A 25552-nucleotide genomic window follows, 5' to 3' on the forward strand; every position below is an offset into this window, starting at 1 on the left:
GGTTGCCGCTTCAGCGGTGATGAATGCCGACTAGTCCATGCCTGTGGATTACCACCGCAAACGCTCCTCTACTGCACAGCTATTCCTTCAGAAGCATCATTCTGATGGTCATCGGTTTGCCGGTGACGAGTCGTTCATCGCTCGACTTCATCTTACCCACCCTGACGGGGGCTCACTTTCCCGTCAGGGGCTGTGCGTCGCCGTTTTCCCTTGAAACAGGAGAACCACCATGGCCTACGCCAACCAATCCCAAGAAGCGACCTCTTACTTCAACCTGCACACCGTCGGTATCGGCTACCTCAACCGTGTTCGTGAAGTACAGGTCCGCCGCGGTCAGCCATTCATGGCCTGCGATATCGCAGCCTTGCATGGTGCCACTGATGCAGTGGAGTACACCCGCTTTGATTGCAAAGTCGCTGGTGGCGAAGCTGACCGTTTGATTCGTCTCTATATGGACGCCGTCAAGGCCGAGAAAAAGGTCTTGCTGTCGTTCCGTATTGGTGACCTGTGGATCGACCCATTTCTCTATGAGAAAGGCGATAAACAAGGCCAACCTGGCGCCAGCCTGAAAGGTCGTTTGCTGTTCATCGACTGGATCAAGGTCAATGGCAAGTTCGAATACAAAGCGCCCGCCAGGCAGGAAGCAACAGCACCTGCTGAGCAAGCGCCAAACCGTGAGCCGTCCCCAACTTCGGCTGATGCCGAAGTTGAGGATACCGACAACCCTACAGACTCCAGGATTGAACCGGAATCTCCAACCACTCCCCGCACGGCCCGCCGTGTCGCCACACGTGCTGTTCAGTCCGTCTGAACAATCCATGATGTTTTACATCAAGGCGCTCAATCGAGCGCCTTTTCTTCAACCAGCACAGGAGAACCAATATGGAATCCTTCTGGCTTTGCGACGACTGCCTGTTCGGTGCGGCTTACGAGGACTACAGCACGTTATCGCTGTATTACTCGCCAGATGAGACCGAACAACGTATCGCCGCGATACACCGGGGGCTGGTTCGCTTATTGCCCATCAGTGCCGACTTCGATCCCGAAACCGGCTGGGGAATAAGATCCTTTTCTCCATTGCCTTGCGACGGTTGTGGTTCACCTCTGCACGGTCAACGCCACCGATACACTCGGCTGTAAACCCTACATCACCTGCAAACGCCTGCAACTCCACACCCACCCTGGGGAAACCACTCCCCTCGGGCGTGTACCCCTGATTATTCCCTTCGGAGGTAGCGCCATGAACACCCCACTCACACTGATTGAGACCTCGGATTTCGAGGCTGATCGCATTATCCAAGAAAACCAGCTGATCGACGAAGCGCTGCATATTCTGGATCGTCGACTGTTCAACCGCGGTCCTAAACTGACGTCACCTGAAACCGTGACCTCTTACCTAAAACTGCAGCTTACACAACAAGAACATGAAGTCTTTGGTGTGATTTTTTTTGACGCCCAGCACCGGGTGCTGGCGTTTGAAATCCTCTTTCACGGCAGCATTGATAGCGCCAGCGTTTACCCCCGCCAAGTCGTTAAGCGTTCCCTCGCGCATAACGCTGCAGCCGTCATTTTTGTTCACAACCACCCCTCAGGGTGTACAGAGCCCAGCCAGGCGGACCGTGTTTTGACCGTACGGCTGAAAGAGGCCTTGGCCTTGATCGACGTGTGCGTACTGGATCACTTTATCGTGGGTGAAGGTCGCCCGCTCTCCCTTGCCGAATACGGATGGCTTTAAACCTCACAGGCGCCTACGGGCGCCTCGTTTATTTTCATTCTGGAGCACGCTCATGAACCCCACACACCAAGCCCCCACCCTGCTGATCGCCTCAAATCCATTTACTCGGGGCTACGACAAACTTTATATCGAACGGTTGTTACTGATCTTCTACGAGGATGGCTGTCCTCCCTGCTTTCGGCCTATGCACGACTCCCAGGAGCATCTGTCCGACGATACGTTGCAACTGGTCCCCTGCATCTTCAATGATGATTTCGCCTTGATCAGCGAAGGCCAATCCATTCTGAATGAATTGGATGGTTGCTGCCCGTCCAACGGACTGGTGCACCAGGTGGTCTATGCCGTAATAGGCTAAGTGTTCAACGAGCAGTGCCACGTCGCGGACTTTGACTCCTTGGAAGAAGCCAAGTCCGTGGTCCATCGTTTGAGTTTCGAGACTGGACGCTACAGCCGAGCTTGGGAGATCAGTACCGCACACCTCACTGAAGAAGCATTGCGCTACTTGGAACGCGGGGCGGACTATTTCGACTCTAGCCCAACCGGGCTGCTGTTCGAACCCTTTGTCCTGAAGGACTGCAATGGCAGTCGGGTGTAAGCTGATCGGCACGCCCTGGACAGACGATAACCTGATAAAAATCGAGGGCTGTTCTTACTCATCGCTGAGGCAAGAGCAACTCGATGCTAGTACGCCGGCAGCCTTGGTCAACGTACTGTATATGGCGGCATTGGCGGATGTGCGATTGTTGATCTTCGACCCCGACGCTGATGTCTTGGATGGACTAGCTATCTATGATGCAGAGCAAAGTATTTAGCGTTAACACGACCTGCCATAAATCGGATTTCTCACTGAATCGATCCTTCACCTCATGTCAGGTTCTGTACTGAATCTGACATGAGGTTTTTTCATGGAGCGTTTTTTTACGCCTGTCTGCCTGCTGTTTTTTTTGAGTGCCTGCAGCGCGCAAATTTCCACCCCATTGCCGACTAATCCAAAGATCGACAGTGGCTCCAATCGGACCCAATTATCAAGGAGCCCGGCCGAAGCAAACCATCCGGCGGAGATCCGTTATGGTCGCTATACCCTGGTGAGCACAGAGCCCACTACGGAGCAACGTGATCTTCTCGCTCAAATAATTGATGTGAGCATACCGTCCAACCTTAATCCCTCGGTAGAGGAGGCGATGCATTACGTGCTGCAGCGCTCGGGTTATTCGCTCTGCCCTACCACCGAACCAGTAAAGACACTTTTCACTCGGCCTCTGCCTGCAGCCCATTACCGACTCGGCCCGATTGCGTTACGCAGCGCACTACAGGTACTGGCTGGCTCCGCCTGGCAACTCACGACCGATGAGGTCAGCCGTTCGGTCTGCTTCGAACAGCAGAAAGCTGATGTCGGCATCGTGCGGGCTACACCAGACTCGTCCCATCAGGCGGAGGCACGTCCATGAAAGCCTCGACGTTTCAAACCATAATTGTTGGCTTACTTTGCCTGGCAGTCGCCGGGCTGAGCGGCGGTTTGTTTAACCAGTATCAGCGCATGGCCGAGCTACAGAGTACGAACACCCAGCGCTTCCAAACTTTGGACACCTTGCAACGTGATTTAAGCGCGCTCAGGGACGCACAGGAGAAACTGCAGTACTCGCTGAAAGACCTGAAGCAGATGGTCGATACAGGTGAGCAACAGGCCAATACCCTCGATCCGATGCTGGATCAGTGGGCGCAAGAGATACAGGAGATGCGCGACGGTCTGGCAGAGCGCGCCACCGTGAAAGATCTGACAGCTCTAAGCGGACGCTTTGAGCACGTCGAACAGCAGCTACTGGAGCTCAAGACTCAGCCTTCCCTACCACCGCCAACCTCTTCCGCGAACAAGCCGAAAAAGACGGCTCCCCCAAAACCCGTCCCGCTATCGCCACCGTTCTCGGTGTTGGGTGTCGAGTCCCGCGGAGGTGAGCGCTTTTTGGCAGTCGCACCTCATGACAGTAGCTCTCTCATAGATGTTCGGCTGCTGCATGCCGGCGAGCAGTTCGGAGCCTGGCACCTGAAAGTGCTGGAGCCGCACTCAGCCATCTTCTCGGTGGTCGCTCAGCCAGACCAGACCGTGCAACTCCCTTGAGAAGCGATCATGAACAGAGCGCCACTACTCCCCGTCGTCTGTCTCGCGTCGCTGCTGGCCATAGGCGCTGCGATGGGCACGCCTGTCACGACACCGTCGCGGATCCAGGACACACAATCCATTCCGCTGGGACGCTTGCACGCTGAACAGGCTGCAAGCTGGGGTCTGACGGAGCAGGAGTGGACGCGCTTCGAGCAGATCCAAACCGGCCCACGTGGTTTCTGGAGCCCGAAGCTCGATCCCTTGACCGCCCTAGGCTCTGTACGTAAAGTATTGTCGCAAGCACCGCATAGCGCAGGCCAATGAGACCATCGCCGCAAAACTTGTTGCGAGCTTGTCGAAGCGCGTCACGATGCGACGGTTCTCCTTCAGCCAGCCAAACATGCGTTCGATGATGTTGCGCTGCCGATATTTGGGGCGATCAAAAAGTCGAGGCAATCCTGGCTTGGTTTTGCGCTTCATGCTTCGCAACGGAATGACTGGCTGCATGCGATAACGATCACAATACTGGCGCAGCGCTTCAGCGTCGTAACCCTTGTCAGCCAGCAACCAGCGGCAACGCTTGCGTGGGCGACCGCGCAGGCTGGGTATGCAAGCCTGATCGAGTAGCGGTTGGGCATAGGCTATATCGCTGGCTTGTCCGCCTGACAACAGGAAACGCAGAGGCACACCATTGGCGTCGCACAGCATGTGAATCTTGGTCGTCAGGCCACCCCGGCTGCGCCCGAGCGCGTGGTCTTGCGGTTCTTCAAATCCCCTTTTTTCCCGGCACCTGATGAGGCCCGGGTTGCTCGTACGGCAGTGGAGTCGATCATCCATGTTTCCAAGTCAATCAAACCCTGCTCATTCAATCGGATATGAAGACGCTTGAGCATCTGATCAAAAGCTCCGCAATCACGCCATCCCCGGAACCGTTGATAGATCGTTGACCAAGGGCCGAATCGTTCGGGCATGTCTCGCCAGGCTGCGCCAGAGCAAAGCACCCAGAGAATACCGTTTAGCATCAGGCGATCATCGGCCCGAGGGCGCCCGGTGCGCTGATTTTTGGTGAAGATATCTGCAACCAGATCCCAGGCTGCGTCGGGGAGTTCATACCGCTTTGCCATCTTGGCCTCCTGGCTTTAATGGCGGTGTATTTTACAGAAAATCGTATTTCTTGGGTTTACGTACAGAGCCTAGGGGTTGAGGCCCAGACCGACCAAGAGCGCCAGCGCTATGCTGAATTACAGGTAGCACTGGAAGCCAAACGCGCCGAGCGTGAATTGGCCTACCAAAACGCTTACACCGCGGCCTGGACCAAGCTGTTTCCTGGTCAGCTACCGATCCAGGGCATGGCATCTTCTTCCCCTACCAGCTCATCAGTCGCCCCGCGCCCAGCCCTTTTTGTAGAGGACCACTGCCCTGCATGCACCGCTGAAGCACAACGTTTGCAGAACAGTGACACGGCGTTCGATATCTACCTAGTGGGCAGCCAAGGCCAAGATGAACGCGTCCGCAGTTGGGCTCGGCAAGCGGACATCGATCCGGCTAAGGTTCAACGCGGGCAGATCACCCTGAACCATGACCGTGGTCGATGGTTCAGCCTGGGGGCTCCGGGGCCATTGCCCGCCACATTTCAACAGGTGAATGGACAATGGCAACGTCTCGATTGATTGCTATTGCGCTCCTGCTGACGGTGCACACGGTTCGGGCTAACGAACTTCCGCCTCCGGCTTATCAACTGGCGGCGCATGACGCCAACATCCCTTCTACGGTGTTGTTCGCGATTGCCTTACAGGAGAGCGGTATTCGCGTCCGTGGTCGACTGCTGCCGTGGCCTTGGACCCTAAATATCGCCGGAACACCCTACCGTTTCCCCACTCGCCAGGCCGCATGTCACGCCTTGCTCCAGGCGCTCACACAATATGACGCTAAACGGGTCGACGCCGGACTTGGGCAAACCAACCTGGGTTATCACGGACAACGTTTTTCCAGTCCCTGCGAAGCTCTCGAACCCTACCGCAATCTAGCTGTGACTGCCGCCCTGCTGCAAGAGCATCACGCCGTCACCGGTGACTGGGTTTCAGCCGCTGGGCGTTATCACCGACCTGCGGGAGGTTTACCCGCCGCGCGCTACCGCGATGGATTCTCCCGGCAACTCGCACGGCTACAGGCTTCCGCTGAACAAGGCACACCACCATGAAACGAATTCCTACTGCCTATTACTTCTCCCTGCTCTTGGCTGCTTTCGCCCAGTCGAAACAATCCGTTGCAGAGGACCAGTTTGGCGGCTTCACCCGTCCCCATCTTCAAGTTGCTAGGCCGCCCATAAACAACAATCTCCAGCCTGGTCGCGCCATGCATACGGACTTGTCCACATTTGCCGATGAAACCTGGATATTACCCGTTCGCAGCTCCCTCTTGAGCCCCGGCCAAATCACGTCTCGCGCCCTAAACATGCCGGGCTTACGGCCATTTTTCCTGGTGGGTGAGGATACCCAATCACTGGCTTGGTTGCGTCAACGCGCGACTGAGCTGCAGGAAATCGGCGCGGCTGGCCTTGCCGTCGAAGTGGCCGATACCGGAGCCTTGGCTCGGATCCGAGCAGCCGCTCCTAGTGTCACCATCCTACCGGTCAACGGTAACGACATCGCCACCCGCCTGCAGATTGAGCATTACCCTGTCTTGATCACTGCCACATCATTGGAGCAGTGAGTAAGGTCATGGCCGAGCATGCGATGGAGTCCAAGCTCCGTCCCGCGGTGGAGCTTTACACGGTAGCAATTTGCATCGCTGCCGCAGTACTGTGCGTGTACTCGCCCTGGGCTGTGGCCCTGTCACCCGAGATCGGGCTGGTTGCGGCGCTGGCCTATACCCTATTCGGCCTGATCCGCCTGCGACAAGCATGGGAGGTGTTGCGCTATCGGCGCAATATCCGTCGGCTATCCCGCTACGAGCTGACCAGTCGGCAGATTCCGGTCAGTTGTAAGCGTCTGTTCATGGGCCGCGGGTTTCGCTGGACCCGCCTGCATACCCAGCGCTTGGTCGAGGCTCAGGATCCAGCGGTCGCACATTATGTCGACCAACCGACCTGCTATCGCCTGGCCCGTGGACTCGAACGGTCCCTTGAGCATGCACCGTTTCCGCTATCGACATTGGCTCGTGTCACCGCCTGGGACAGTGCCGTCAATCCGTTGCGCCCTTTACCACCGGTAGGAGGCTCGCCATTGCTGCATGGGGTCGAGCCCGATGAGACGCAAGTCAGTCTGCCACTGGGCGAACGGGTCGGTCACACGCTGGTGCTGGGCACAACCCGCGTCGGCAAGACGCGACTCGCTGAGGTGTACATCACCCAGGACATTCATCGCATTGAACATGAGGTAGTGATTGTCTTCGACCCGAAGGGCGATGCCGACTTGCTCAAGCGCATGTACGTCGAAGCCAAACGCGCCGGCCGGGAGAAAGAGTTTTATGTCTTCCATCTGGGCTGGCCAGAAATCTCCGCCCGCTACAACGCGGTGGGACGTTTCGGACGTATTTCTGAAGTGGCATCTCGCATCGCTGGGCAGCTCAGTGGTGAAGGTAACTCTGCGGCCTTCCGTGAGTTCGCATGGCGTTTCGTCAACATCATTGCCCGGGCTTTGATCGAATTGGGCCGGCGTCCGGACTACCTGCAGATCCAGCGGCATGTGGTCAACATCGATGCGCTGTTCATCGAATACGCCCAGCAGTTTTTCGCCAAGACCGACCCGAAGGCGTGGGAAGTGATCGTCCAGCTCGAAGGTAAGCTCACAGAGAAGAACATTCCCCGGCATATGATAGGACGCGAAAAGCGGGTGGTGGCCATCGAGCAATACCTGGCGGTGAAGCGTGTATTTGATCCCGTAATGGACGGACTGCGTTCAGCGGTGCGCTACGACCGCACTTACTTCGACAAAATCGTGGCCTCGCTACTGCCGCTGCTGGAGAAACTCACTACCGGCAAGACCGCTCAGTTACTGGCTCCCAACTACACCGACCTGGATGACCCGCGGCCGATATTCGACTGGATGCAGATCATCCGAAAACGCGGCATCGTCTACGTTGGCCTGGATGCGCTGACTGATGCCGAAGTGGCCGCCGCCGTGGGCAATTCAATGTTCGCCGACTTGGTCTCGGTAGCGGGACATATCTACAAACATGGCATTGACCATGGGCTGCCTCAATCTGGCAACGCTGGTGACAAACTGCCAATCAACCTACATGCCGATGAGTTCAACGAGTTGATGGGCGATGAGTTCATTCCGCTGATCAACAAGGGGGGCGGTGCCGGTATCCAGGTAACCGCCTATACCCAAACCCTCAGCGATATCGAAGCACGTATAGGCAACCGCGCCAAGGCCGGCCAGGTGGTGGGCAATTTCAACACCCTACAGATGCTGCGGGTGCGCGAAACCGCAACCGCGGAACTACTCACCCAGCAGTTGCCCAAGGTTAATGTGCTGACCAAAACATTGGTCTCGGGTGCGACCGACACCTCCGATCCGGAGGCCAATACGGACTTCACCTCGTCCTCACAGGACCGTGTCAGCAGCACCAGCGTTCCGCTGATCGAGCCTGCTCACATCGTCAGTTTGCCCAAGGGGCAAATGTTCTCCTTCCAGGCCGGTGGTCAGCTCTGGAAAGTCCGCATGCCGTTGCCAAAACCCTCCAACGACGATGCCATGCCCAAAGACCTGCAGGAACTAACTCAACGGATGCGAGCGGCCTACAACGCGCAGGCGGGACAATGGTGGAGCGCCAGTGGTGGCGGCCCAACTACCAACTTCGATTTAGATCAGGTGGGATAGCCCGGCCCCACCACAGGTTTCGATCAACCGAATACGCACTCGGCAGGAGTCATGCCTAAATCAAAATCTGCAGAGCGTAATGGAGTGAACGATGGCGACTTTCGCCCACAAACAGCCACCACAACCGATCCACCGCCCGGGGTTGATTATCTCGGCAATCAGCCTAGTCCTGCGCATCATCGGTGCGCTAATGGCGTCGTTGGTGTTTTCGATCCTCATCGAGTTCGCCGGCCTGCTGCTGGTCTGGGGCGATCAGGGTTGGCATCACAGCCAGGCAATGTTGAATAGTGAATTGGGATGGCTCAGCGAGCACTTCAAAGATTCACTCATCCTCCAACAACCTGGACAGACGATTGGCCGGTGGCTGGATTTCCTCAATCAGTGGCTTCTGGTCAAAGCTGGCTTTGCGGATTTTACCCAGCAGGCGCGAGTGTCAAGCCAAGGCAACGGCCCTTGGGGCTGGATCAACCAGCTTTACGTGAGCATTGAGGATTTCGTGCTGGCCGCAGTTTACGTGACCTTTACCTTCGTGGTACGCCTGACCATTCTGGTCCTGGCCGCCCCACTGTTTCTAATGACCACGTTTACTGGTTTTGTCGATGGGTTGATGCGACGCGACCTGCGCAAGTTTGGGGCAGGTCGCGAAAGCAGTTTTGTCTACCATCGTGCTAAACGAGCCGTGACAACAGTGCTGCTCGTGCCCTGGATCATTTATCTGTCTCTCCCCTTTTCGCTCAATCCACTCGCTATTTTTTTACCGTGCGCCGCAATGTTGGGGATAACAACGGCGATCACCGCCGCAACATTCAAGAAATATCTTTAAAATTTGACGCCCCTTTTTTTCAAAGCATTAGATATGACTGGAGTTCGTACTCGCTTTTTTGCAGGCCGTGACGATTGCACTCATAAAATCCTGGTACTTAGGCTGAATCCAGTCACCTCGCTTCTGATGTTCAGAGAAGGGTTTCGAAAACATGAAATTAACCATGCCTTTGATTTGATGCTCCGTATCAGCTGTCCCAAACTCCACCCCCGCACTCTCGACATATGAATGTCGATGCCGCAGGACATCAGAGAGCGTATCGTCCAGCGTTTGCCCTACTAAAACATAACCGGCTTTCTGCTTATATTGCCGGGAACCGTCACATACCTGCAACATATCGACATCCCCTAGGCCTAACAAAGTCCCCTTCTTATTGAAGTTATTAAGATCCGCTAGAGCATCCGCCATTGGACCACTCCCAATCGGAAGGGCATCAGGGTTATGCTGTGACTGCTTAATTATCGCGCGCTCAACTCGACTAGTGAGCACAAACTTAACATACCAGGGATCAAAATATTTCAATGGCAAGTCATCAGGTATTTCCCGATATGCAATACCTAGAGGAATTAGCACACCAAAAGGAGCCTCGAGATCTTTTTTCCAACTCAGCTCTTCTATTCTTTTAAAATATTGAGTGAGGTATACATCGTCATCATGCACCGCCTCCAGAACGCTCACCAAATGCTCAATCGACTTAAAGCCGATCCAAGTCATACGCAGACCTGTATCAGCGAAAAACAACCGAAGCTCTTCGAGGGCACTTAATGCGTCAGCAGATTTAATATTTCCACGACGCCCCATATGCTCATATAAGGCTACAGGAGTCACAGCCAAGTAGGTTTCTCGGTCGCTCCAGCCTGTTACAAATCTGGTGAACGCAGTATATGATAACGCCTGCAAATCACGATTCGGCTTAGTTGCTCTATGTTTAAAAGACTGAATTATGCTGTTATCAAGAACCAAATGCATTGGTCCTTCTAGCTCGTAACTGACAGCGTATTTTCTTGCGAATTTCTCAGTCGATATATAAAACTCAAGAATTTCGTGGTCAGTGCGGCCACGCAGACACTCTGCGACCTCAACTATCAATTTTTCTTTAACTCCTTCCACCACTATCATCCTTAACGACAACTGAATAAAAACCGATCGTAGCCAGCTCGATTAATTTGCTGACGTTCACTCTTCCCTCGGAGATCTTAATTCCAGACCAACGTCGGGACCACCACAATGTCCGTTTTTCCTATTCGTGTTCTCATGCTCACTGTGATCGCATTTCACAGCGACTGCTTTGCTGCGGGCGAGCATGAGCAGCAACTCAGTCTACTCATCCGACAGCTAGGGATGGTCTGAAGTAGGCCGCTATTTTTCGACTGCTGAGCCATAGGCGCTTTCAAAAAACGGCAGCCGTTCAAAATCGATCAAGTCTGCCGCCTATTCCATCCATTTTTGCCGCTGCACGCGCCTCGCAGCAGCTATTTCACTCATTACGGACGCACCTCTCCTACGCTGGAGAGCAAATATCGACGCGCCATCCACAGGTTTGACAGGGCGAACAGCGTCACCATCTGAGCAGTGTTCTTCACCAAGCCTCGGAAGCGCACTTTCGTATAACCAAACTGGCGCTTGATCACCCGAAATGGATGCTCAACCTTGGCGCGAAACTGGGCCTTGGCTTTCTCGATCTTGCGCATCGCTTTGTACAACGCGCTGCGTTTACCGTGTTTTTTGTAGGTACTGCGCCGGGCTGCAATCTGCCAGATGACGTGGCGTCCCGCATGCTCTTCGCGCTTCTCGACACCGGTATAGCCTGCATCGGCGCAGACCACGTTCTCAGCACCGTGTAGCAATTTGTCGACTTGGGTTATATCCGCGACGTTGGCCGCAGTGACCACCACGCTGTGCACCAGCCCTGACTCATCGTCGACACCAATGTGAGCTTTGGCACCGAAGTAATACTGGTTACCTTTCTTTGTCTGGTGCATTTCCGGGTCGCGTTTGCCGTCCTTGTTCTTGGTCGAACTGGGCGCATGAATCAGCGTGGCATCGACGATGGTGCCTTGTCGCAGTGACAAGCCACGGTCGCCCAGATAGCCATTGATCACGCCGAGAATACCAGCGGCCAACTCGTGCTTTTCCAGCAGGCGACGGAAGTTGAGGATGGTAGTTTCATCTGGGATCCGCTCCAGGCTCAGACCGGAAAACTGGCGCAAGATCGTCGTCTCGTACAGAGCTTCCTCCATCGCAGGATCGCTGTAACCGAACCAGTTCTGCATGAGATGAACCCGCAGCATCGCCATCAAAGGATAGGCAGGACGACCACCTTCGCCCTTCGGGTAATGAGGCTCGATCAGGGCAATCAAACCCTTCCAGGGTACGACACGATCCATCTCGATCAGGAACAATTCCTTGCGGGTCTGCTTGCGCTTACCGGCGTACTCGGCATCGGCGAAGGTCATCTGCTTCATTGAAAAGCTCGGCGATTGGTGTCCGGGGATTTTGCCAAATCAGGAAGTCTTTTTCAGGATTTCCCTAGATACTCTCGACACGTTGGTACTACGGGTCTCGCGTGACGAAGCACCAGAGTCAAATACACGTTACCGCTTTGACTATCCCCGCCTAACTCAAGACATCCAGCGCATCCGCCAGGGTGTGCAGGACTATCTCTCCCCCTCTCGCGCTCAACCCCGCGACTCCACTGAGTTGGTCGGAGAATACCGTCTCGACACCCCATCCGCAGAGTCCTCGCCGTGAGCATGACTGACGCCCAGACCGCCGCCTTTCAAAACGCTTCCGGCTTCTCGGCACAGAGCAGCTCGAAACTGTGGCTGTCCTTGGTTCTCGTCCTGGCTTTGCTGTGGTGTGCCTGGGTGATGTGGACGGCTTACCGGGGCTGGGCGACAGGAAGCATGCGCTTTGGTGCCTTTGGCGGCAGTGCTGCGCGCGTACTGCTCGCCTTGCTGATTTTGATGTTCTTCACCCTGTCCTAATATCGGAGATCGCGATCATGCTCAAGTGCCTTGTCCCTATCAAAAACAACCTGCGTGATCGTACAAGCCAACGCTTGATCGGTCTGCTGCTGGTCCTTGGTCCAGGCCTAGCTTTTGCCGAACTACCGACCATGGAGGCGCCTTCCCGAGGCGAAGGTTCCGGGCTGATCGAGACGATCAAAAACTACGCCTACGACGGCGGCATTTTGCTCGGTCTACTGATTGCCCTGCTCGCGTTTCTCGGCGTGGCCTGGCACTCCCTGACCGTATTCGCCGATGTCCAAAACCAGCGCAAGACCTGGAAAGACCTTGGCGCGGTAGTTGGTATCGGCGCCCTGTTGGTAGTGATCATCATCTGGTTCCTCACCAAAGCTGCCGCGATTCTGTGAGGTTGGCATGAACGACACTATCGAACGCCTTGCCGACGGCACTTTGGTCTTTCTGCCAGAGCGACTCAATCGTGATCCAGCCGTATTGCGCGGTTTAACCAATGATGAAATGTGGGTAGCCCTAGGCTCCGGCGCCGTCATTGGCCTGCTGGTGGGCATTCCTCTGGCGATCGTCACCGCCTCGATTGCCGTGGCGCCGACCAGCATGATCGCAGGCATGACAGTGGTCTTATTGATCGGGGGCACGCTACTGCGTCGGGCCAAACGGGCTCGTCCGGAGACCTGGTTGTACCGCAAGCTCGAATGGATACTCGCCAGCCGTTGGCGCCTGGGGCGTGGAAGTTTGATTCTCCACTCCGGTGCCTGGACGGTTCGCCGTTCACGTCGACTGCGCCCTGCCCTGTCCCGGTGGCAGCCATGAGTCGATTTCGAAACAAGGTCGATGCCCAACAGGCCCATATCTTCAGCCTGCGTCTGGCGATAGTGATGCTCGCCCTGCTCAGCGCCGGACTATGGTATGGCTGGCGCTCAGCACCAACCGATCTGACCGTGCACGTCCCCCCTGATCTGCGCTCGGGCAGCACGCGCAAGTGGTGGGATGTTCCCCCAGAGAATGTGTATGCCTTTGCCCTTTACATCTTTGGCCAACTCAACCGCTGGCCCTCGGATGGCGAGCAGGATTATCGCCGCGCCATCTATGGCTTGCAGTCCTACCTGACACCCGCCTGCAAGGCCTTCCTCGACGGCGACTACGAGTATCGCAAGGCCGCCGGCGAACTGCGTCAACGGGTGCGTGGCGTCTACGAAATTCTAGGCCGAGGCTACAGTGAAGATCCGGAACTGCGGGTCAAGCAACTCGATCGCGACAGTTGGTTGGTCACACTCGACCTTAACGCTGATGAGTATTACGCCGCCGAACCGGTGAAACGGGTGGTCGTGCGTTATCCGTTACGGGTGGTGCGTTTCGATCTGGACCCCGAACGCAATAAGTGGGGCCTTGCACTGGATTGCTATCAGGGTACGCCGCAAAAAATCTCACTGCCTGAAGGTGATCCATGAAGCGGATTTCTACCCTGGGACTCACCCTCACACTGATGCTATCGGGCGCTGCAGCGCAGGCCGTCGAACTGATGCACTGGGAACGCCTACCGCTCGCGGTCCCACTGGTGATCAATCAGGAACGAGTGGTCTTTGTCGATGAAGCTGTTCGTGTCGGCGTGCCTCCCACTCTGAAGGATAAACTGCGCGTGCAATCAACCGGAGGCACGCTGTACCTGCGCGCGTCGGAAGCCATTGCACCGACACGACTGCAACTGCAATCGGTCAAGACGGGCGAGATCATCCTCTTGGATATCGCGGCCACGCCTGGCGATCAACCCCTGGAGCCCGTGCGTATTCTCAAGAATGCTCCGATGCAAGCTATCGAGTCTGAATCGAGCACCGTCCCTGTTCCAGAACGTACGCCGATCCCGGCCGCTTTGACGCGCTACGCCGCGCAAAGCCTGTACGGCCCGCTGCGCACCGTGGAGTCCCTGCCCGGCGTACGCCGCGTCCCGCTCAAGCTGCGCACCGAACTGCCGACCCTGCTGCCGAGCGAAAACGTTTCCAGCACACCCATCGCCGCCTGGCGGCTCGGTGACTATTGGGTGACGGCCGTGAAGTTGCGCAATCGAGGTACAGCGACGGTGCAACTAGATCCGCGTCAGCTTCAGGCAAAGCTGTTCGCCGCGACCTTCCAGCATGCTTTCCTCGGGCCGGTCGGCAGTGCGGAAGACACCACGATTGCGTACCTCATCACTCGCGGTGCCGGCCTCGAACACGCCGTGATGCTTCCGCCCGTTGCGCGAGGTGCTTACGATGAAGGCTAACGCCTTGCTCAAATGGCTGGTACCGGCTGCGCTGCTGGGCGTGGTGCTGATCATCATGAAAAGCTGGGTCGCGGGAGGCAGCACACCTTCTCCAGAGCACCCAGTTGATCAGGGCGATATTCAATTATCTGCCGAGCAAGCCAAGTCGCTCGGCATTGCGGGCGATACCCCACGCGATACCGTCGCCACCCTGGTCGGCCAGGTGAAGGCCATGCGCAGCGACATGCTCGGTTTGAAGAAGCATAACGATTCACTACAAACAGAGAACAACCGCCTGCGCGAACGGGAAAACAGTGTCGATTCGCGTATCCAGACGGCGCTTGGCAGCGTGACACAGCAGGTCGACGAAGGCCGTCGACAAGCCAACGAGGCCCGACTTAAAGCAGAACTAGACAGTCGTCAGGCTCGCGGTCTACTAACGCAATTGCAGGAGCAGTTGTCGGGGCTGGCCGGCAAAGGCAAGGACATGCCGATCGGATTGGGGCTTGAGCCGGGCGATGGGGACCAGTTCGAAGGGCTGCATTCTGCCAACGATGCGCTGCAGTGGATTGAACCTTCGGATGCTCCCTCCACCGAAGCCCGAGGCAAAACCAAGACCTCCTCCGCACCGAGTCTGCCTACTGCCTTCAACTCACTGGAGGGTTTGAAGGACAATGCCATCGACCGCAGCCAGAAGCAGTTACGCGAGGTCACCAAGGGTGAGCGTGACCTGACGCGATCCGGTGATCGTACCGAAGGTGCGAAGCCGGTCTACACCATTCCCGAAAATGCGACATTAATGGGCTCGGTCGCCATGACCGCGCTGATTGGCCGAGTCCCGGTGGATGGCACCGTGAATGATCCCTATCCCTTCAAGGTGCTGGTCGGTCCGGAGAACCTGACGGCCAACGGCATCGACCTGCCAGACGTCGCGGGTGCTGTGATGAGCGGCACGGCGTCCGGTGACTGGACCCTGTCTTGCGTACGCGGACAGGTCGAGTCGATCACTTTTGTATTTACCGATGGCACCATCCGCACGGTGCCTCAGCCGAAAGCGGTAGCCAGCCGCAATGCCTCCACCACCCAGAGCTCAAACACCGACAAGATCCGCGGCGGACTCGGTTACCTGTCCGATCCGTATGGCATTCCCTGCATCGTCGGCGAGCGCCGCTCGAACGCCCAGCAGTACCTCGGTAGCCAGAGCCTGATCACTGCTGCCGGCGCGGGCGTCGCTGCATTGCTCGGGAATGAGCAAAACAACAGCAGCGTGATCAGCTCGGGCGGCAGTGCCTTCGGGGTCACCAGCAGCAGTGGCAATAGCGCACTGAATTCAATTCTCAGTGGTGGGGTCAGCGACATCCGAGAGTGGGTCAACAAACTGTATGGCGAAGCCTTTGCGGCCGTGTACGTGCCACCGGCAGCAGAAGTAGCACTGCACCTCGACCATGAGATCACCATCGACTACGAGCCTAAGGGCCGGAGCGTTCGCCATGAAAAAGATCCTACCTCTCTATCTGACCTGGATTAGCTTGCTCTGCTGGGTCCTGACGGGGTGTTCCACAGACAAGGACACACTTTTGCCGCATGGCGAGCAAACCATGCTGGACATCTGGAACGGTGCCGGCTCACAGGGTACTCAACAGCTACTGTTGGATGCTCGGCAACAGTTGCGCCGCCCGTTGGCTCAAACAGATCTCTCCGCTGCGCTCCAGGAACCGTATACGCGTACAGCAGTGAATGAAATTCGCAACCTGTTCCCTCGTCTACCCAATCCTGATTTGGTGATGTACGTGTATCCGCATCTGAGTGGTACCGAGCAAGCACCAGTGCCGGGGTACTCGACCGTCTTTCCATTCTATCAACGGGTGCAGTACGCAATGCCGGGTGAACGCCAGGAAGATCTGTAATGTGTAGCGACGATGCGGGAAACCGCTCTTCTGCATGGAAAGCCTGGCGCAACCCATTGCGCCCACGCGCCACATTTGCCGATGAAGCTGCGTTATATGCGCACAACCCCAGCTTCACCGATCATCTGCCGTGGGTCGAATACCTCGACACCGAGCAGTGTTTTCTACTAGATGACAATCAATCTGTGGGGGCGGTGTTCGAGTTACTGCCCATCGGCACAGAAGGGCGCGAACCCGATTGGCTAATGGCAACCCGCGATGCCATAGAAGATGCCCTGCAGGATAGCTTTGACGAGCTGGATCAAGCGCCATGGGTGGCGCAGTTTTTCTGCCAGGACGACAACGACTTCACCCCCTACCTGACCAGGCTCACCGACTATATTCAGGACAACGCCCGGGGCACGGTTTTCACCGAAGCGTACCTAGAACTAATTCACAGACATCTGAAAGCCATCTCCAAGCCCGGCGGCCTGTTCGAGGATAAGGCAGTCACGCGCCTGCCCTGGCGAGGAAACAGCCGTCGGGTGCGATTAGTGATCTATCGCTGGCTTGAGTCTGAGGGTGAGGAGGCGGGACTCAACCCAGTGCAATCGCTACAACAAACTTGCGAACGTGTCGCTGTTTCGTTGCAGGCGTGCGGGGTGCAATCGACGCGAGTCGATGGCCGAGGTTTGTATGCATGGTTGCTGCCCTGGTTCAATCCAGCCCCCAAGCTCACAGATGAATCGCCCGAACATTTCTACCGCCGCGTGGCCTATCCGGAGTCTGGCGAGAGCGAGTCGCTGGAACTGCCCTTCGATCACGACTTTGCCGAACGGTTGTTCTTCAACGAACCGCGTTCGGACGTGCAGCATGGACTCTGGTTTTTTGATGATCAGCCCCACCGGGTCATGGTGGTAGATAAACTGCGCCGGGCGCCATTGATTGGTCAACTCACTGGCGAAATCCGCAAGGGAGACGCGGTGAATGCCCTGTTCGACCAGTTACCCGAGGGCACGGTGATGAGTCTGACCTTGGTGGTCAAACCGCAGGATGTACTCGAGGATCAGTTGAACCGTCTAGCCCGCAAAGCGATCGGTGAGAACCTTGCCTCGACCCAGGCCCGTCAGGATGTTGAAGAGGCTCGTGCGATCATCGGCCGTCAGCACAAGCTTTACCGTGGCACGATGGCGTTTTACGTGCGCGGTCACGATGAACAGCAGTTGCACCAACGCTCAGTCGGCCTAACGAACGCGCTGCTGGGTGCGGGGCTACAACCGGTGCGTGAGGGCGATGAAGTCGCCGCCTGCAACAGCTACCTGCGTTGGTTACCGATGGCTTACAGCCCAGCCCGCGACACACGTAACTGGTACACACGCCTGATGTTCGCCCAACACCTGGCAAACCTCGTTCCAGTCTGGGGCCGCAGCATTGGCACCGGCCACCCGGGTATCACGCTGTTTAATCGTGGTGGGTCGCCTCTGAGCTTTGATCCGTTGTCACGTTTAGACCGGGCAATGAACGGCCATCTGCTGTTATTCGGCCCCACCGGCGCCGGCAAGTCAGCGACCCTAGTCACCTTGTTGATGCAGATCATGGCTATATACCGCCCTCGCCTATTTATCGTAGAGGCTGGCAACTCGTTCGGCCTGCAGGGTGACTACTTCGCCACACAGGGCTTGTCGATCAACAAGGTCCAATTAAAACCTGGCGCCCCGGTCAGTCTTGCCCCATTCGGCGATGCCTGGCGCTTGGTCGAACAACCAGATCAGGTGGCGAGCCTTTCCATTGATGAGTGGGACGATGAAGCAGTAGCCAGTCGCGAGGACCAGCGCGATGTGCTCGGCGAGTTGGAAATCACCGCTCGCCTGATGATCACCGGTGGCGAGGCTAAGGAAGAGGCGCGACTGAGTCGAGCTGATCGCAGCTTGATCCGCGAGTGTATTCTCGATGCGGCGCAAATCTGTGTCGCAACGAACCGTCAGGTACTGACCCGCGATGTGCGCAACGCTTTACTGCGCGTCGCCACAGACTCGCGCTTACCGGAAAAACGTCGCGAACGTGCACAGGAAATGGGCGAGTCCATCGATCTCTTTTGCCAGGGCTTCGAGGGTGAGCTCTTCGACCGTGAAGGCACCCCGTGGCCGGAAAGCGATGTGACCATCGTCGACCTCGCCACTTACGCTCGCGAAGGCTATGAGGCTCAGATGTCCATTAGCTACATCAGCCTGATGAACACCGTAAACAACCTCGCCGAGCGCGACCAGTACTTGGGCCGACCAATCATCATGGTCACCGACGAGGGGCACATCATTACCAAGAACCCGCTGCTGGCGCCCTTCGTGGTCAAGGGCACGAAGATGTGGCGCAAGCTCGGCGCCTGGTTCTGGCTGGCGACGCAAAACCTTGCCGACTTTCCAACGGCTGCGCAGACCATGCTCAACATGATCGAATGGTGGATTTGCTTGAATATGCCGCCCGCGGAGATTGAGGAAATCGCACGGTTCAAAAAGCTCACGTCTGCGCAAAAAGCCTTGCTGCTGTCCGCTGGCAAGGAGCCGGGGAAGTACACCGAAGGGGTCGTGCTATCGAAAAAAATTGAGACGCTGTTTCGGGCCGTACCACCCAGTCTTTATCTCGCCCTGGCCATGACTGAGCCCGAGGAAAAAGCCGAGCGCTGGACATTGATGCAGGAGAACGTCTGCTCCGAGCTGGAAGCGGCATTTCGGGTAGCGGAACGAATCGATAGAGCGCGAGGAATAGACCCTGTATAGGTAAATCTATTCAGCGCTCTAAAACGAGATAACGGTTATTGCCGTACTCCCCGGAGACGCTGCTGAACCCTCAACAAAAATCCGGCTTCAAAGGCATCCTGACAGTCACCGACAGGGAAGGACTTGCGGGTTTGCGCCAGCTCCCACCACAGCGGAATTTCGCCAGGCGCATCAAGCCAAGCCTGGGCGCATTGCACGCCACGCTCAATCATTGAGGAAAATTCGCTACCCCACGGCGTCAAAAGACTTGGACAACCATCCGCCGGCGGAATTGAAATGTAGTTTTCGTCCATATACACCCTAAATTTCTGATTTATTTTCAGACGCAAAGGCCAGCTTCGAAAACATATAGGCTCTAGGTACCAGCCATAAGCATTCAAATCGCATAGAGCAATGCTAATGCAGACTATATCCCGTGGATTGAGAGTCCCTCAAGGCGCAATTTGCGCGCATGACTCAAGACTACGAACAGCTTCGTCTGCGGCTGGCGGAAAATATCCGCTTGATGCGACGCGTGAAAAACCTTAGCCAGGAGCAGCTCGCGCTCATGGCCGAGGTGGATCGCACCTACGTCAGTCAAATCGAACGATGCACGGGCAATCCGTCGCTGTTGGTTCTGTGCAAGCTCGCCAATATTTTGGAAATTACGGCAGATCAGTTACTTGTGGAACCCGACATCCTGCGCAGCTTCCTTCACGTCAAATAATAGTCTCACGTCTCGCAAACCCGATACACCCGCTTCCATAATTTCCGCTGACAATCTCCAGCCCCTCACCGAATCTGCCCAGGCCATACATATTGAGCCTGGATTATGACTGCCGTCTGCTCGTCAATATCTCCCGCAAAGCTAAGACCCTTGGCACTGAGCATCCTGCTGGCATGCGGTCCAAGCATGGCGCTGGACACCGGAAGCATCACGTCCTCCGTGCTTTCGCCAGACTGCCTCGAATACAGGGTCGTCGGCATTTGCTTCTGGCTGCTCTGCACACCGTTCGGCTGCACAGTCAAAACCTCGACCAAGGTTCGTCATTTCATTCCTGAACTGGTGGTCTCAAGCTACACCGCCACGGGCAATAACCCCTGGATCGAGATGGCCACCCTTTCCTCTCCCGTCAGCGGTGCGGAAGGTGGCGGCAACCTTATCACCCCGAACCCCCACCGCAACAACCTGCCCCGGTTCAAAAACGTCGATGGTATAGGCCACCCTGGCGGATGGGCAGCCACGCAACTGGCTTCACAATCCGGCTACGCCTGCGCCAGCGGCGCAACTGCATTCATGCCCTACTATTTGAGTACCTTGGACTCACTGGCCTGGCGCCATGGCATCCCGGAAAATTTCTACCCCGAGTCACTTGTGCCAGGGGTCCGCGAAGTCGGTAGTCAAGTTTTAGGAAACATGTGGGGCAACGTTTATCCCCGGCAGGGTTTTCTGGTACAGCCCGACGATTTCAAGGCAGCCGCAGTCATGGCACAACGGGCCGGTGATGTAGTTACCCGAAACTGGCAGCCGCATGTGTACTTACCACTCACACCAGCCAGACACGACGGCTACTGGCCACCTGGCCCGATCGTCGAAAACGACGCTTCGACCCACAAATGGCAATTGCTCTCCCCCCAAATTCAGCCCACGTGCGCCATCTTCCCCAGCAATCCAGTCCAGAGCGCGGATGGCGGATACGCCTGGTCGCTTTGGCGTCCCTATAGCTGCTGCAAACGTGAGGGGCAGACCTTTCTGTTCAGTATCGACTTCGAAGGAGGTGCTTCATGAGCCGGCTTCTCGCACGACCATGGTTGGGCGCGATGAGTCTGTTGTTCTGTGGACTGCTTGCCATGGCCACGCATGCCCACTCCGCCGAAGACGATTACCGCCTGGGCACTCAAGGCGAAGTGCTCGATGACCGCGTGATGTACACCATTGGTGGCGGCTCGGCAGTCGGTTCACCGAGTTCGCTCTATCGACCCAGTGGTCTCGGTGTCGGTGGTTCTTGGCGAGCGAACATGATGTGCGGAAACATGAGCCTCACCAACACCCTGCAAAACCAGCTGAACGGCGTCACCGAAGGTTTTCAGCAGATCATGGGTAGCGTCGTGCAGAACGCGACCCAAGCGGTGATGTCGCTGCCGGCGTTGATCATCCAGCGCGCCAATCCAGGACTCTATGAGTTGCTCAGCAACGGAGTGATGCAAGGTCGTATCGACTTCGACCGTTCCAAGCTGACCTGTCAGGCCATGGCCGAAAAGATGGCGGACAAAGTAGGTCAAGCCGGCTGGGGTGCACTGGCCAAGAACCAAGAAATGCAAGGCAACCTGGAGCAAACCGGCGGCGATGCAGTGGCCGCGGTGAAAAATACCGAGGCCCATAACGGCAACAATGGAGTGACCTGGGTCGGCGGTTCGAAGGCTGGTGGTGATGGGCAGACGCCCATTCGGGTGACCTCCGACGTGGTGCGTGCGGGCTACAACTTGCTGCATAACCGGACGGTGGACGACAGTGCCTCGATCAGTAGCAGCGATTGCCTGGGTGGCGCTATTTGCCAGACATGGACCTCGCCCCAAGAGGAATCCGAATGGGCCGTTCGAGTGTTGGGTGAGAGCGAAGTCGCGACCTGCGATAGCTGCGAAACCCTGCGTGCGACCGCAGGCAGTGGACTGACGCCGCTGATCCAGGAGGCCTATAACGAGCGCCTTAAGGCCTTGCAAGGGCTGTTGTCTGGCTCTCTGCCCCCTATCCCTGACAACCTGGCGAAAGCCTCCAGCCCGATGCTGCCGGTGAGCCGTGGTGTGATCGAAGCCCTGCGCGACGATCCCGATCAGGATCTGCTGGCACGACGCCTGGCTAGTGAGACGGCCCTGTCCAGCGTCCTGGACAAGGCACTGCTGCTACTGCGCACACTACTGGCAGGCAGTCACGAACCCAACATCGCCTCCGCCGAGCCGGCCCAGACCGCCTTGACGAAAAACATCGACGCTTTGGAGCGTGAAATACGCCTGCTGCAGACCGAACTGCAGGTTCGACAAATGCTGGCTACCAACACCGCCAGCCTCGTGCTCGATCGACATGCGGGTGGTGCCGAGGCTTCGCGCACCGTCGAGCAAGGTGACCCTGAGCCGGGTCGACTCAATGATGCTGACGCCAGGCGCAAGTGAGCCATGAAACGCTCACCGCTATTCACTTTGCTTTCAAGTCTGGGGATTGTTGCGGTGATGATCTTGACCGCCTCACTGGCCGCCTGGATCGGTCGTACCGCGCTGGGTAGTTTCGACGCCTGGCAGCAGGCATTCGAATCCGCACAGCCTTATCTGCGGTGGTGGCGTGCGCTGCTTTACGGCGCTCTCTTTGCACTCTGGTGGGACCTGCTTCGGCGCTACCAACATCGACCACAGGATCGACGGCGCATAAAACGCATCGGGACATTAGGACTCCTGCTCTTTATCTGCGTCGAGCTCACCCGACTGTGAGGTCATTACCATGCTCATGAGCACCAACAGTTACTTGGAGTTTTACCTCTCTCTCCTGGCCTGGATCATCAACAACGGCCTCTGGAGTGTCCTGTCCGACACAGGACTGTTCGCCGCGCCCTTTGGTGCAATCATCTTGCAGGAATGGTTATCTGCCCGTCAGCAAGGCGCGGACGAAGGCAACAAGGGGCTGCTCTCGGTGCCACGGATCGAGAACCGGTTGTGGCTGGCCTACATCGTCGTCTTGTTCGGTTGCGCGCCTGTCTTTCCGTTGAGTCTCGCCTCTATGGCGTTCGATGATGCGGCGAGTCAGCGCTGCGGCGTAAGTGTGGCCAAACCAGCAGAAACCGCCTGGGGGACGACCTTCAATACCATCGGCGGGCGCTCCGCCAATGTGCCGATCTGGTGGTTTCTGGTGCATGCTTTGAGCAAAGGCGTGACTGCGGCAGCCACCGCCTCCATCCCTTGCGCACCGGATATCCGACAAATGCGCATGGAGATCGACAGCTCGCGCATCGATAATCAGGTCCTACTGCAGGAAGTCGCCGACTTCACCCGCGACTGCTACGGCTATTCCCGTTCTCGGCTGTTCACCAACCGTCCGCAGTTGGACAAAGCACAAAGTCACGACGCAGCGTGGATCGGGTCAAGCTTTTTTCTCGACACACCCGGCTACTACGATACGGATCGCTCACGTACACCGAGAGTCAGCTGGCCGTATGACGACAACCGCGATGTTTCCTTACCGCGGCTGGAGAATGGCGCGGGCTACCCCACCTGTAAACAGTGGTGGAGCGACAGCGGTGTCGGTCTACGCGAACGCTTGATCGAGCAGGTTAATCCCTCGTTGCTGACTCAGTTGAAAGGTTGGTTGACTGGGCGTTCGAGCAACGAGATCGAAGATGCCACCCTTCGCGAGCTGGTTAGTCCGCGCCAGCAATCGATGTCCATGTCGCCCGGACAGGTGTATCAGGACTACGGCTCCAGCGCTCGTGGCGGTTCGATCAATCAGGGGCTCAATAACCTGGCCACCAATACCGGGTTGGCCCTCGGTTCCTTCAGCAACTTCCCGGCAATGAATGCACTACGCGCAGCCTTGCCGATGGTGCAGGCATTCCTGATCATGGGCGTCATCATCAGCTTGCCGCTGATCCTGCTGGTCAGTACCTACCAGCTGAAGACCGTCATGACGGTGACGTTTGCCATGTTCACCTTACACATGCTGAGCTTCTGGTGGGAACTGGCGCGCTGGGTCGACTCCAGCATGCTCGATACGTTGTACAACCAAGTGTCAGCGTCAAATCAGGTGCTGTTGTCGCTGCCCACATCAGGCCTCATGGATGGAACCGTCACGGCGCAGGTGATCGAGTATGTAATGGGGGCGATGTTCATCGTGCTACCGATGCTTTTTCTCGGGGCAATGAGTTGGGCCGGATATAGCGTAGGTTCAGGCGTAGAAGGAATGCTCAGCAGGGGAACCCACGCAGCACAGACAGCGAGCTCTAACGGGACCTCTCAGTTGATGAGCGGTGCAAGAATTGTTTCGGGTAAATCGAGCTCAAAGTAACCAAGAGCCTACTTCAGAGAACCCCATTTATCGTAACGCTCAGGCCAAGAAGTTCTATGCATTGGATCATCGAGATCGTCACTATCTGGAGTGTCTGACCCCTGAAATGGGACAGCTGCAAATACGACAATTGTGCACATCAGCACAAACAACCAGAAGCTGACAAAAAGAAATGCTCCGAACAGAGCGAACTTAGCAGTCAGAAAACTCCCGCGAACAAGAAATTTACCTGCGGGCACACCTGCGGTCTCGGCACGCTCAACCACGCGGGATTCAAAAGTTTTCAACCTACGGTAGCTACGCTTCACCGACAGACCACAGGCATACGCCCAGCGGTGGGCACGTGAATTCTGAACAGGTTGCTGAGTCGGCATGGTCTCGTCCTCTTCTGAGCGTTTTCATGGTTGAGCCTGGAGGAATAGGCTACTACTGAAAACGGCCCATACCTGACCGTTTATCAGTTTCCCCGGCCGAAAAATCCTCATTGGAAGCCAGAAGACAAGCTCTGCGAAACATCGTCTCTACAGCGATTGACCCAGATAAATCGTCCGGCTAAATACAAGGTGCGGATCGCTGTTATCGACAGCACTTTCCCAGGTAGCCAGAACCTTCAAGGCTACGTCACTTCGATGGTGGTTCCCCCCAAGTGCGATTAGCGTTCGGTGGCTCGCACGATGACCGTTTCTACGGTAATGAACGCCTACTGCTCTTATGAGCGCCTTTCGAGCTCTGCCCGTGAGGTAAGCCCTCTTGATTTTCTTCAACCCACTGCGGGGAAATCTTTCTCCGCACGGGAAAGGTTTCTTCGCGTTCTCAACGGAGACATACCATGCCCGACTCACTTACACCGGAAACACTGAACACCCTCCGGTTGCCCATCGTGTTCACCCCTGGCGCGTGGCAGCACGCAGTAATGCTCGAGCAATCCGATCACGCTGAGAAGCTGCAGGTCGATCGGTTGAGCCACGTATTGCGCGCAGCCTTCGAAGCCCACCTGGCCTATCCACAAAAGCCCTATGTGCTGTTCGAGGTAGTCCACATTGAACCAACCGATCAATTCGACCACGACCCGTTGCTGCAGTTGAGTCTCAGCCTACTCCAAGAACCGGGTCAGCCTGGCGCCTTACTGATAGCGCTTGCAGGAGAACACCAGCGCTAAGC

General features: G+C 56.6%; 29 protein-coding genes and 3 pseudogenes. 27 read left to right on the forward strand and 5 right to left on the reverse strand.

Annotation, left to right across the window (positions count from 1 at the left end; genetic code table 11):
- Positions 1-229: 229 nt before the first annotated feature.
- The 7 genes and pseudogenes from HBO05_RS22140 to HBO05_RS29365 all read left to right on the forward strand — a co-directional run.
- Entirely contained in the window at positions 230-811 is a 582-nt protein-coding gene (locus HBO05_RS22140) for an STY4534 family ICE replication protein (protein ID WP_042558369.1), read from the forward strand.
- A gap of 71 nt (positions 812-882) precedes the next feature.
- Complete coding sequence (locus HBO05_RS22145; protein WP_080896004.1) at positions 883-1140, forward strand: hypothetical protein; 258 nt, start codon at positions 883-885, stop codon at positions 1138-1140.
- 100 nt (positions 1141-1240) lie between these two features.
- A complete protein-coding gene (gene radC / locus HBO05_RS22150; RefSeq protein WP_042558368.1) occupies positions 1241-1735 on the forward strand; it encodes a DNA repair protein RadC in 495 nt (164 codons plus the stop codon).
- A gap of 52 nt (positions 1736-1787) precedes the next feature.
- A pseudogene (locus HBO05_RS22155) lies at positions 1788-2547 on the forward strand (ABC transporter substrate-binding protein).
- Between the two features lie 93 nt (positions 2548-2640).
- The gene (locus HBO05_RS22160; RefSeq protein ID WP_042558367.1) at positions 2641-3183 is read left to right on the forward strand and encodes a PilL N-terminal domain-containing protein; all 543 of its coding nucleotides are present in this window, start codon (positions 2641-2643) and stop codon (positions 3181-3183) included.
- A complete protein-coding gene (locus tag HBO05_RS22165) occupies positions 3180-3851 on the forward strand; it encodes a chemotaxis protein (RefSeq protein WP_042558366.1) in 672 nt (223 codons plus the stop codon). The genes HBO05_RS22160 and HBO05_RS22165 overlap by 4 nt, the downstream gene beginning before the upstream one ends.
- A 9-nt stretch (positions 3852-3860) precedes the next feature.
- A pseudogene (locus tag HBO05_RS29365) lies at positions 3861-4109 on the forward strand (TIGR03759 family integrating conjugative element protein); the annotation flags it as partial.
- On the opposite strand, the gene HBO05_RS22170 reads toward HBO05_RS29365, so the two are convergent.
- A protein-coding gene (locus HBO05_RS22170; RefSeq protein WP_086005488.1) for an IS5 family transposase occupies positions 4104-4957 on the reverse strand; the annotation gives its coding sequence in 2 pieces (ribosomal slippage) (positions 4104-4613 and positions 4616-4957; 852 coding nt in all). The pseudogene HBO05_RS29365 and the gene HBO05_RS22170 overlap by 6 nt on opposite strands.
- A 66-nt stretch (positions 4958-5023) precedes the next feature.
- Between HBO05_RS22170 and HBO05_RS22175 the strand changes: the two are divergent.
- From HBO05_RS22175 to HBO05_RS22195, 5 genes and pseudogenes are all read left to right on the forward strand, one after another.
- Positions 5024-5503 (forward strand): annotated as a pseudogene (locus HBO05_RS22175) (TIGR03759 family integrating conjugative element protein); the annotation flags it as partial.
- On the forward strand, positions 5485-6033 hold the full coding sequence (locus HBO05_RS22180) for a lytic transglycosylase (protein WP_042558364.1): 549 nt from the start codon (positions 5485-5487) through the stop codon (positions 6031-6033). The pseudogene HBO05_RS22175 and the gene HBO05_RS22180, both read left to right, overlap by 19 nt.
- Positions 6030-6545, forward strand: a complete 516-nt coding sequence (locus HBO05_RS22185) for an integrating conjugative element protein (protein ID WP_042558363.1) — start codon at positions 6030-6032, stop codon at positions 6543-6545. Before HBO05_RS22180 ends, HBO05_RS22185 begins: the two co-directional genes overlap by 4 nt.
- Before the next feature lie 8 nt (positions 6546-6553).
- On the forward strand, positions 6554-8659 hold the full coding sequence (gene traD, locus HBO05_RS22190) for a type IV conjugative transfer system coupling protein TraD (RefSeq protein ID WP_042558362.1): 2106 nt from the start codon (positions 6554-6556) through the stop codon (positions 8657-8659).
- Positions 8660-8750: 91 nt separating this feature from the next.
- Complete coding sequence (locus HBO05_RS22195; RefSeq protein ID WP_042558361.1) at positions 8751-9482, forward strand: TIGR03747 family integrating conjugative element membrane protein; 732 nt, start codon at positions 8751-8753, stop codon at positions 9480-9482.
- 27 nt (positions 9483-9509) lie between these two features.
- Here the strand turns inward: HBO05_RS22195 and HBO05_RS22200 are convergent, their stop codons facing one another.
- Positions 9510-10592 (reverse strand): hypothetical protein, encoded by a 1083-nt coding sequence (locus tag HBO05_RS22200; RefSeq protein WP_042558360.1) that lies wholly within the window; start codon positions 10590-10592, stop codon positions 9510-9512.
- A 374-nt stretch (positions 10593-10966) separates the two neighbouring features.
- Positions 10967-11947 carry an IS5 family transposase gene (locus HBO05_RS22205; RefSeq protein WP_083333486.1) on the reverse strand — a complete coding sequence of 327 codons (981 nt, stop codon included), beginning with the start codon at positions 11945-11947 and terminating at the stop codon, positions 10967-10969.
- Positions 11948-12005: 58 nt separating this feature from the next.
- On the opposite strand from HBO05_RS22205, the gene HBO05_RS22210 reads away from it, so the two are divergent.
- From HBO05_RS22210 to HBO05_RS22250, 9 genes are read left to right on the forward strand one after another with little or no spacing between them, the layout of a single operon-like run.
- The gene (locus HBO05_RS22210) at positions 12006-12233 is read left to right on the forward strand and encodes an RAQPRD family integrative conjugative element protein (protein ID WP_346343163.1); all 228 of its coding nucleotides are present in this window, start codon (positions 12006-12008) and stop codon (positions 12231-12233) included.
- Positions 12230-12469, forward strand: coding sequence for a TIGR03758 family integrating conjugative element protein (locus HBO05_RS22215; RefSeq protein ID WP_042558358.1), 240 nt, complete (start codon positions 12230-12232; stop codon positions 12467-12469). The genes HBO05_RS22210 and HBO05_RS22215 overlap by 4 nt, the downstream gene beginning before the upstream one ends.
- A 17-nt stretch (positions 12470-12486) precedes the next feature.
- Positions 12487-12858, forward strand: coding sequence for a TIGR03745 family integrating conjugative element membrane protein (locus HBO05_RS22220; RefSeq protein WP_042558357.1), 372 nt, complete (start codon positions 12487-12489; stop codon positions 12856-12858).
- Between the two features lie 7 nt (positions 12859-12865).
- Positions 12866-13279, forward strand: a complete 414-nt coding sequence (locus tag HBO05_RS22225; RefSeq protein ID WP_042558356.1) for a TIGR03750 family conjugal transfer protein — start codon at positions 12866-12868, stop codon at positions 13277-13279.
- Entirely contained in the window at positions 13276-13917 is a 642-nt protein-coding gene (locus tag HBO05_RS22230; RefSeq protein WP_042558355.1) for a PFL_4703 family integrating conjugative element protein, read from the forward strand. The genes HBO05_RS22225 and HBO05_RS22230 overlap by 4 nt, the downstream gene beginning before the upstream one ends.
- Entirely contained in the window at positions 13914-14726 is an 813-nt protein-coding gene (locus tag HBO05_RS22235; protein WP_042558354.1) for a TIGR03749 family integrating conjugative element protein, read from the forward strand. Before HBO05_RS22230 ends, HBO05_RS22235 begins: the two co-directional genes overlap by 4 nt.
- A complete protein-coding gene (locus tag HBO05_RS22240) occupies positions 14716-16233 on the forward strand; it encodes a TIGR03752 family integrating conjugative element protein (RefSeq protein WP_042558353.1) in 1518 nt (505 codons plus the stop codon). Before HBO05_RS22235 ends, HBO05_RS22240 begins: the two co-directional genes overlap by 11 nt.
- The gene (locus tag HBO05_RS22245) at positions 16196-16612 is read left to right on the forward strand and encodes a TIGR03751 family conjugal transfer lipoprotein (RefSeq protein ID WP_042558352.1); all 417 of its coding nucleotides are present in this window, start codon (positions 16196-16198) and stop codon (positions 16610-16612) included. The genes HBO05_RS22240 and HBO05_RS22245 overlap by 38 nt, the downstream gene beginning before the upstream one ends.
- Positions 16612-19365 (forward strand): conjugative transfer ATPase, encoded by a 2754-nt coding sequence (locus tag HBO05_RS22250; protein ID WP_042558351.1) that lies wholly within the window; start codon positions 16612-16614, stop codon positions 19363-19365. Before HBO05_RS22245 ends, HBO05_RS22250 begins: the two co-directional genes overlap by 1 nt.
- A gap of 35 nt (positions 19366-19400) precedes the next feature.
- Here the strand turns inward: HBO05_RS22250 and HBO05_RS22255 are convergent, their stop codons facing one another.
- A complete protein-coding gene (locus HBO05_RS22255) occupies positions 19401-19658 on the reverse strand; it encodes a LasR-specific antiactivator QslA (protein WP_042558350.1) in 258 nt (85 codons plus the stop codon).
- Between the two features lie 158 nt (positions 19659-19816).
- Between HBO05_RS22255 and HBO05_RS22260 the strand changes: the two genes are divergently transcribed.
- The 5 genes from HBO05_RS22260 (at position 19817) to HBO05_RS22280 (ending at position 24391) form a co-directional block, all read left to right on the forward strand.
- On the forward strand, positions 19817-20071 hold the full coding sequence (locus tag HBO05_RS22260; RefSeq protein ID WP_042558349.1) for a helix-turn-helix transcriptional regulator: 255 nt from the start codon (positions 19817-19819) through the stop codon (positions 20069-20071).
- A 105-nt stretch (positions 20072-20176) separates the two neighbouring features.
- Positions 20177-21133 (forward strand): TIGR03756 family integrating conjugative element protein, encoded by a 957-nt coding sequence (locus HBO05_RS22265; protein WP_042558348.1) that lies wholly within the window; start codon positions 20177-20179, stop codon positions 21131-21133.
- Positions 21130-22512 carry an integrating conjugative element protein gene (locus tag HBO05_RS22270; protein WP_042558347.1) on the forward strand — a complete coding sequence of 461 codons (1383 nt, stop codon included), beginning with the start codon at positions 21130-21132 and terminating at the stop codon, positions 22510-22512. Before HBO05_RS22265 ends, HBO05_RS22270 begins: the two co-directional genes overlap by 4 nt.
- A gap of 3 nt (positions 22513-22515) precedes the next feature.
- Positions 22516-22824 carry a hypothetical protein gene (locus HBO05_RS22275; protein ID WP_042558346.1) on the forward strand — a complete coding sequence of 103 codons (309 nt, stop codon included), beginning with the start codon at positions 22516-22518 and terminating at the stop codon, positions 22822-22824.
- A 10-nt stretch (positions 22825-22834) separates the two neighbouring features.
- Entirely contained in the window at positions 22835-24391 is a 1557-nt protein-coding gene (locus HBO05_RS22280; protein ID WP_042558345.1) for a conjugal transfer protein TraG N-terminal domain-containing protein, read from the forward strand.
- A gap of 8 nt (positions 24392-24399) precedes the next feature.
- Here HBO05_RS22280 and HBO05_RS22285 read toward each other — a convergent pair whose 3' ends face one another.
- Complete coding sequence (locus HBO05_RS22285) at positions 24400-24765, reverse strand: DUF3742 family protein (protein ID WP_080896003.1); 366 nt, start codon at positions 24763-24765, stop codon at positions 24400-24402.
- Between the two features lie 455 nt (positions 24766-25220).
- Between HBO05_RS22285 and HBO05_RS22290 the strand changes: the two genes are divergently transcribed.
- Positions 25221-25550, forward strand: a complete 330-nt coding sequence (locus HBO05_RS22290; RefSeq protein WP_042558344.1) for a hypothetical protein — start codon at positions 25221-25223, stop codon at positions 25548-25550.
- Positions 25551-25552: the final 2 nt, after the last annotated feature.

The organism is Pseudomonas sp. WS 5079, from assembly GCF_012985465.1.
Lineage (GTDB): Bacteria > Pseudomonadota > Gammaproteobacteria > Pseudomonadales > Pseudomonadaceae > Aquipseudomonas.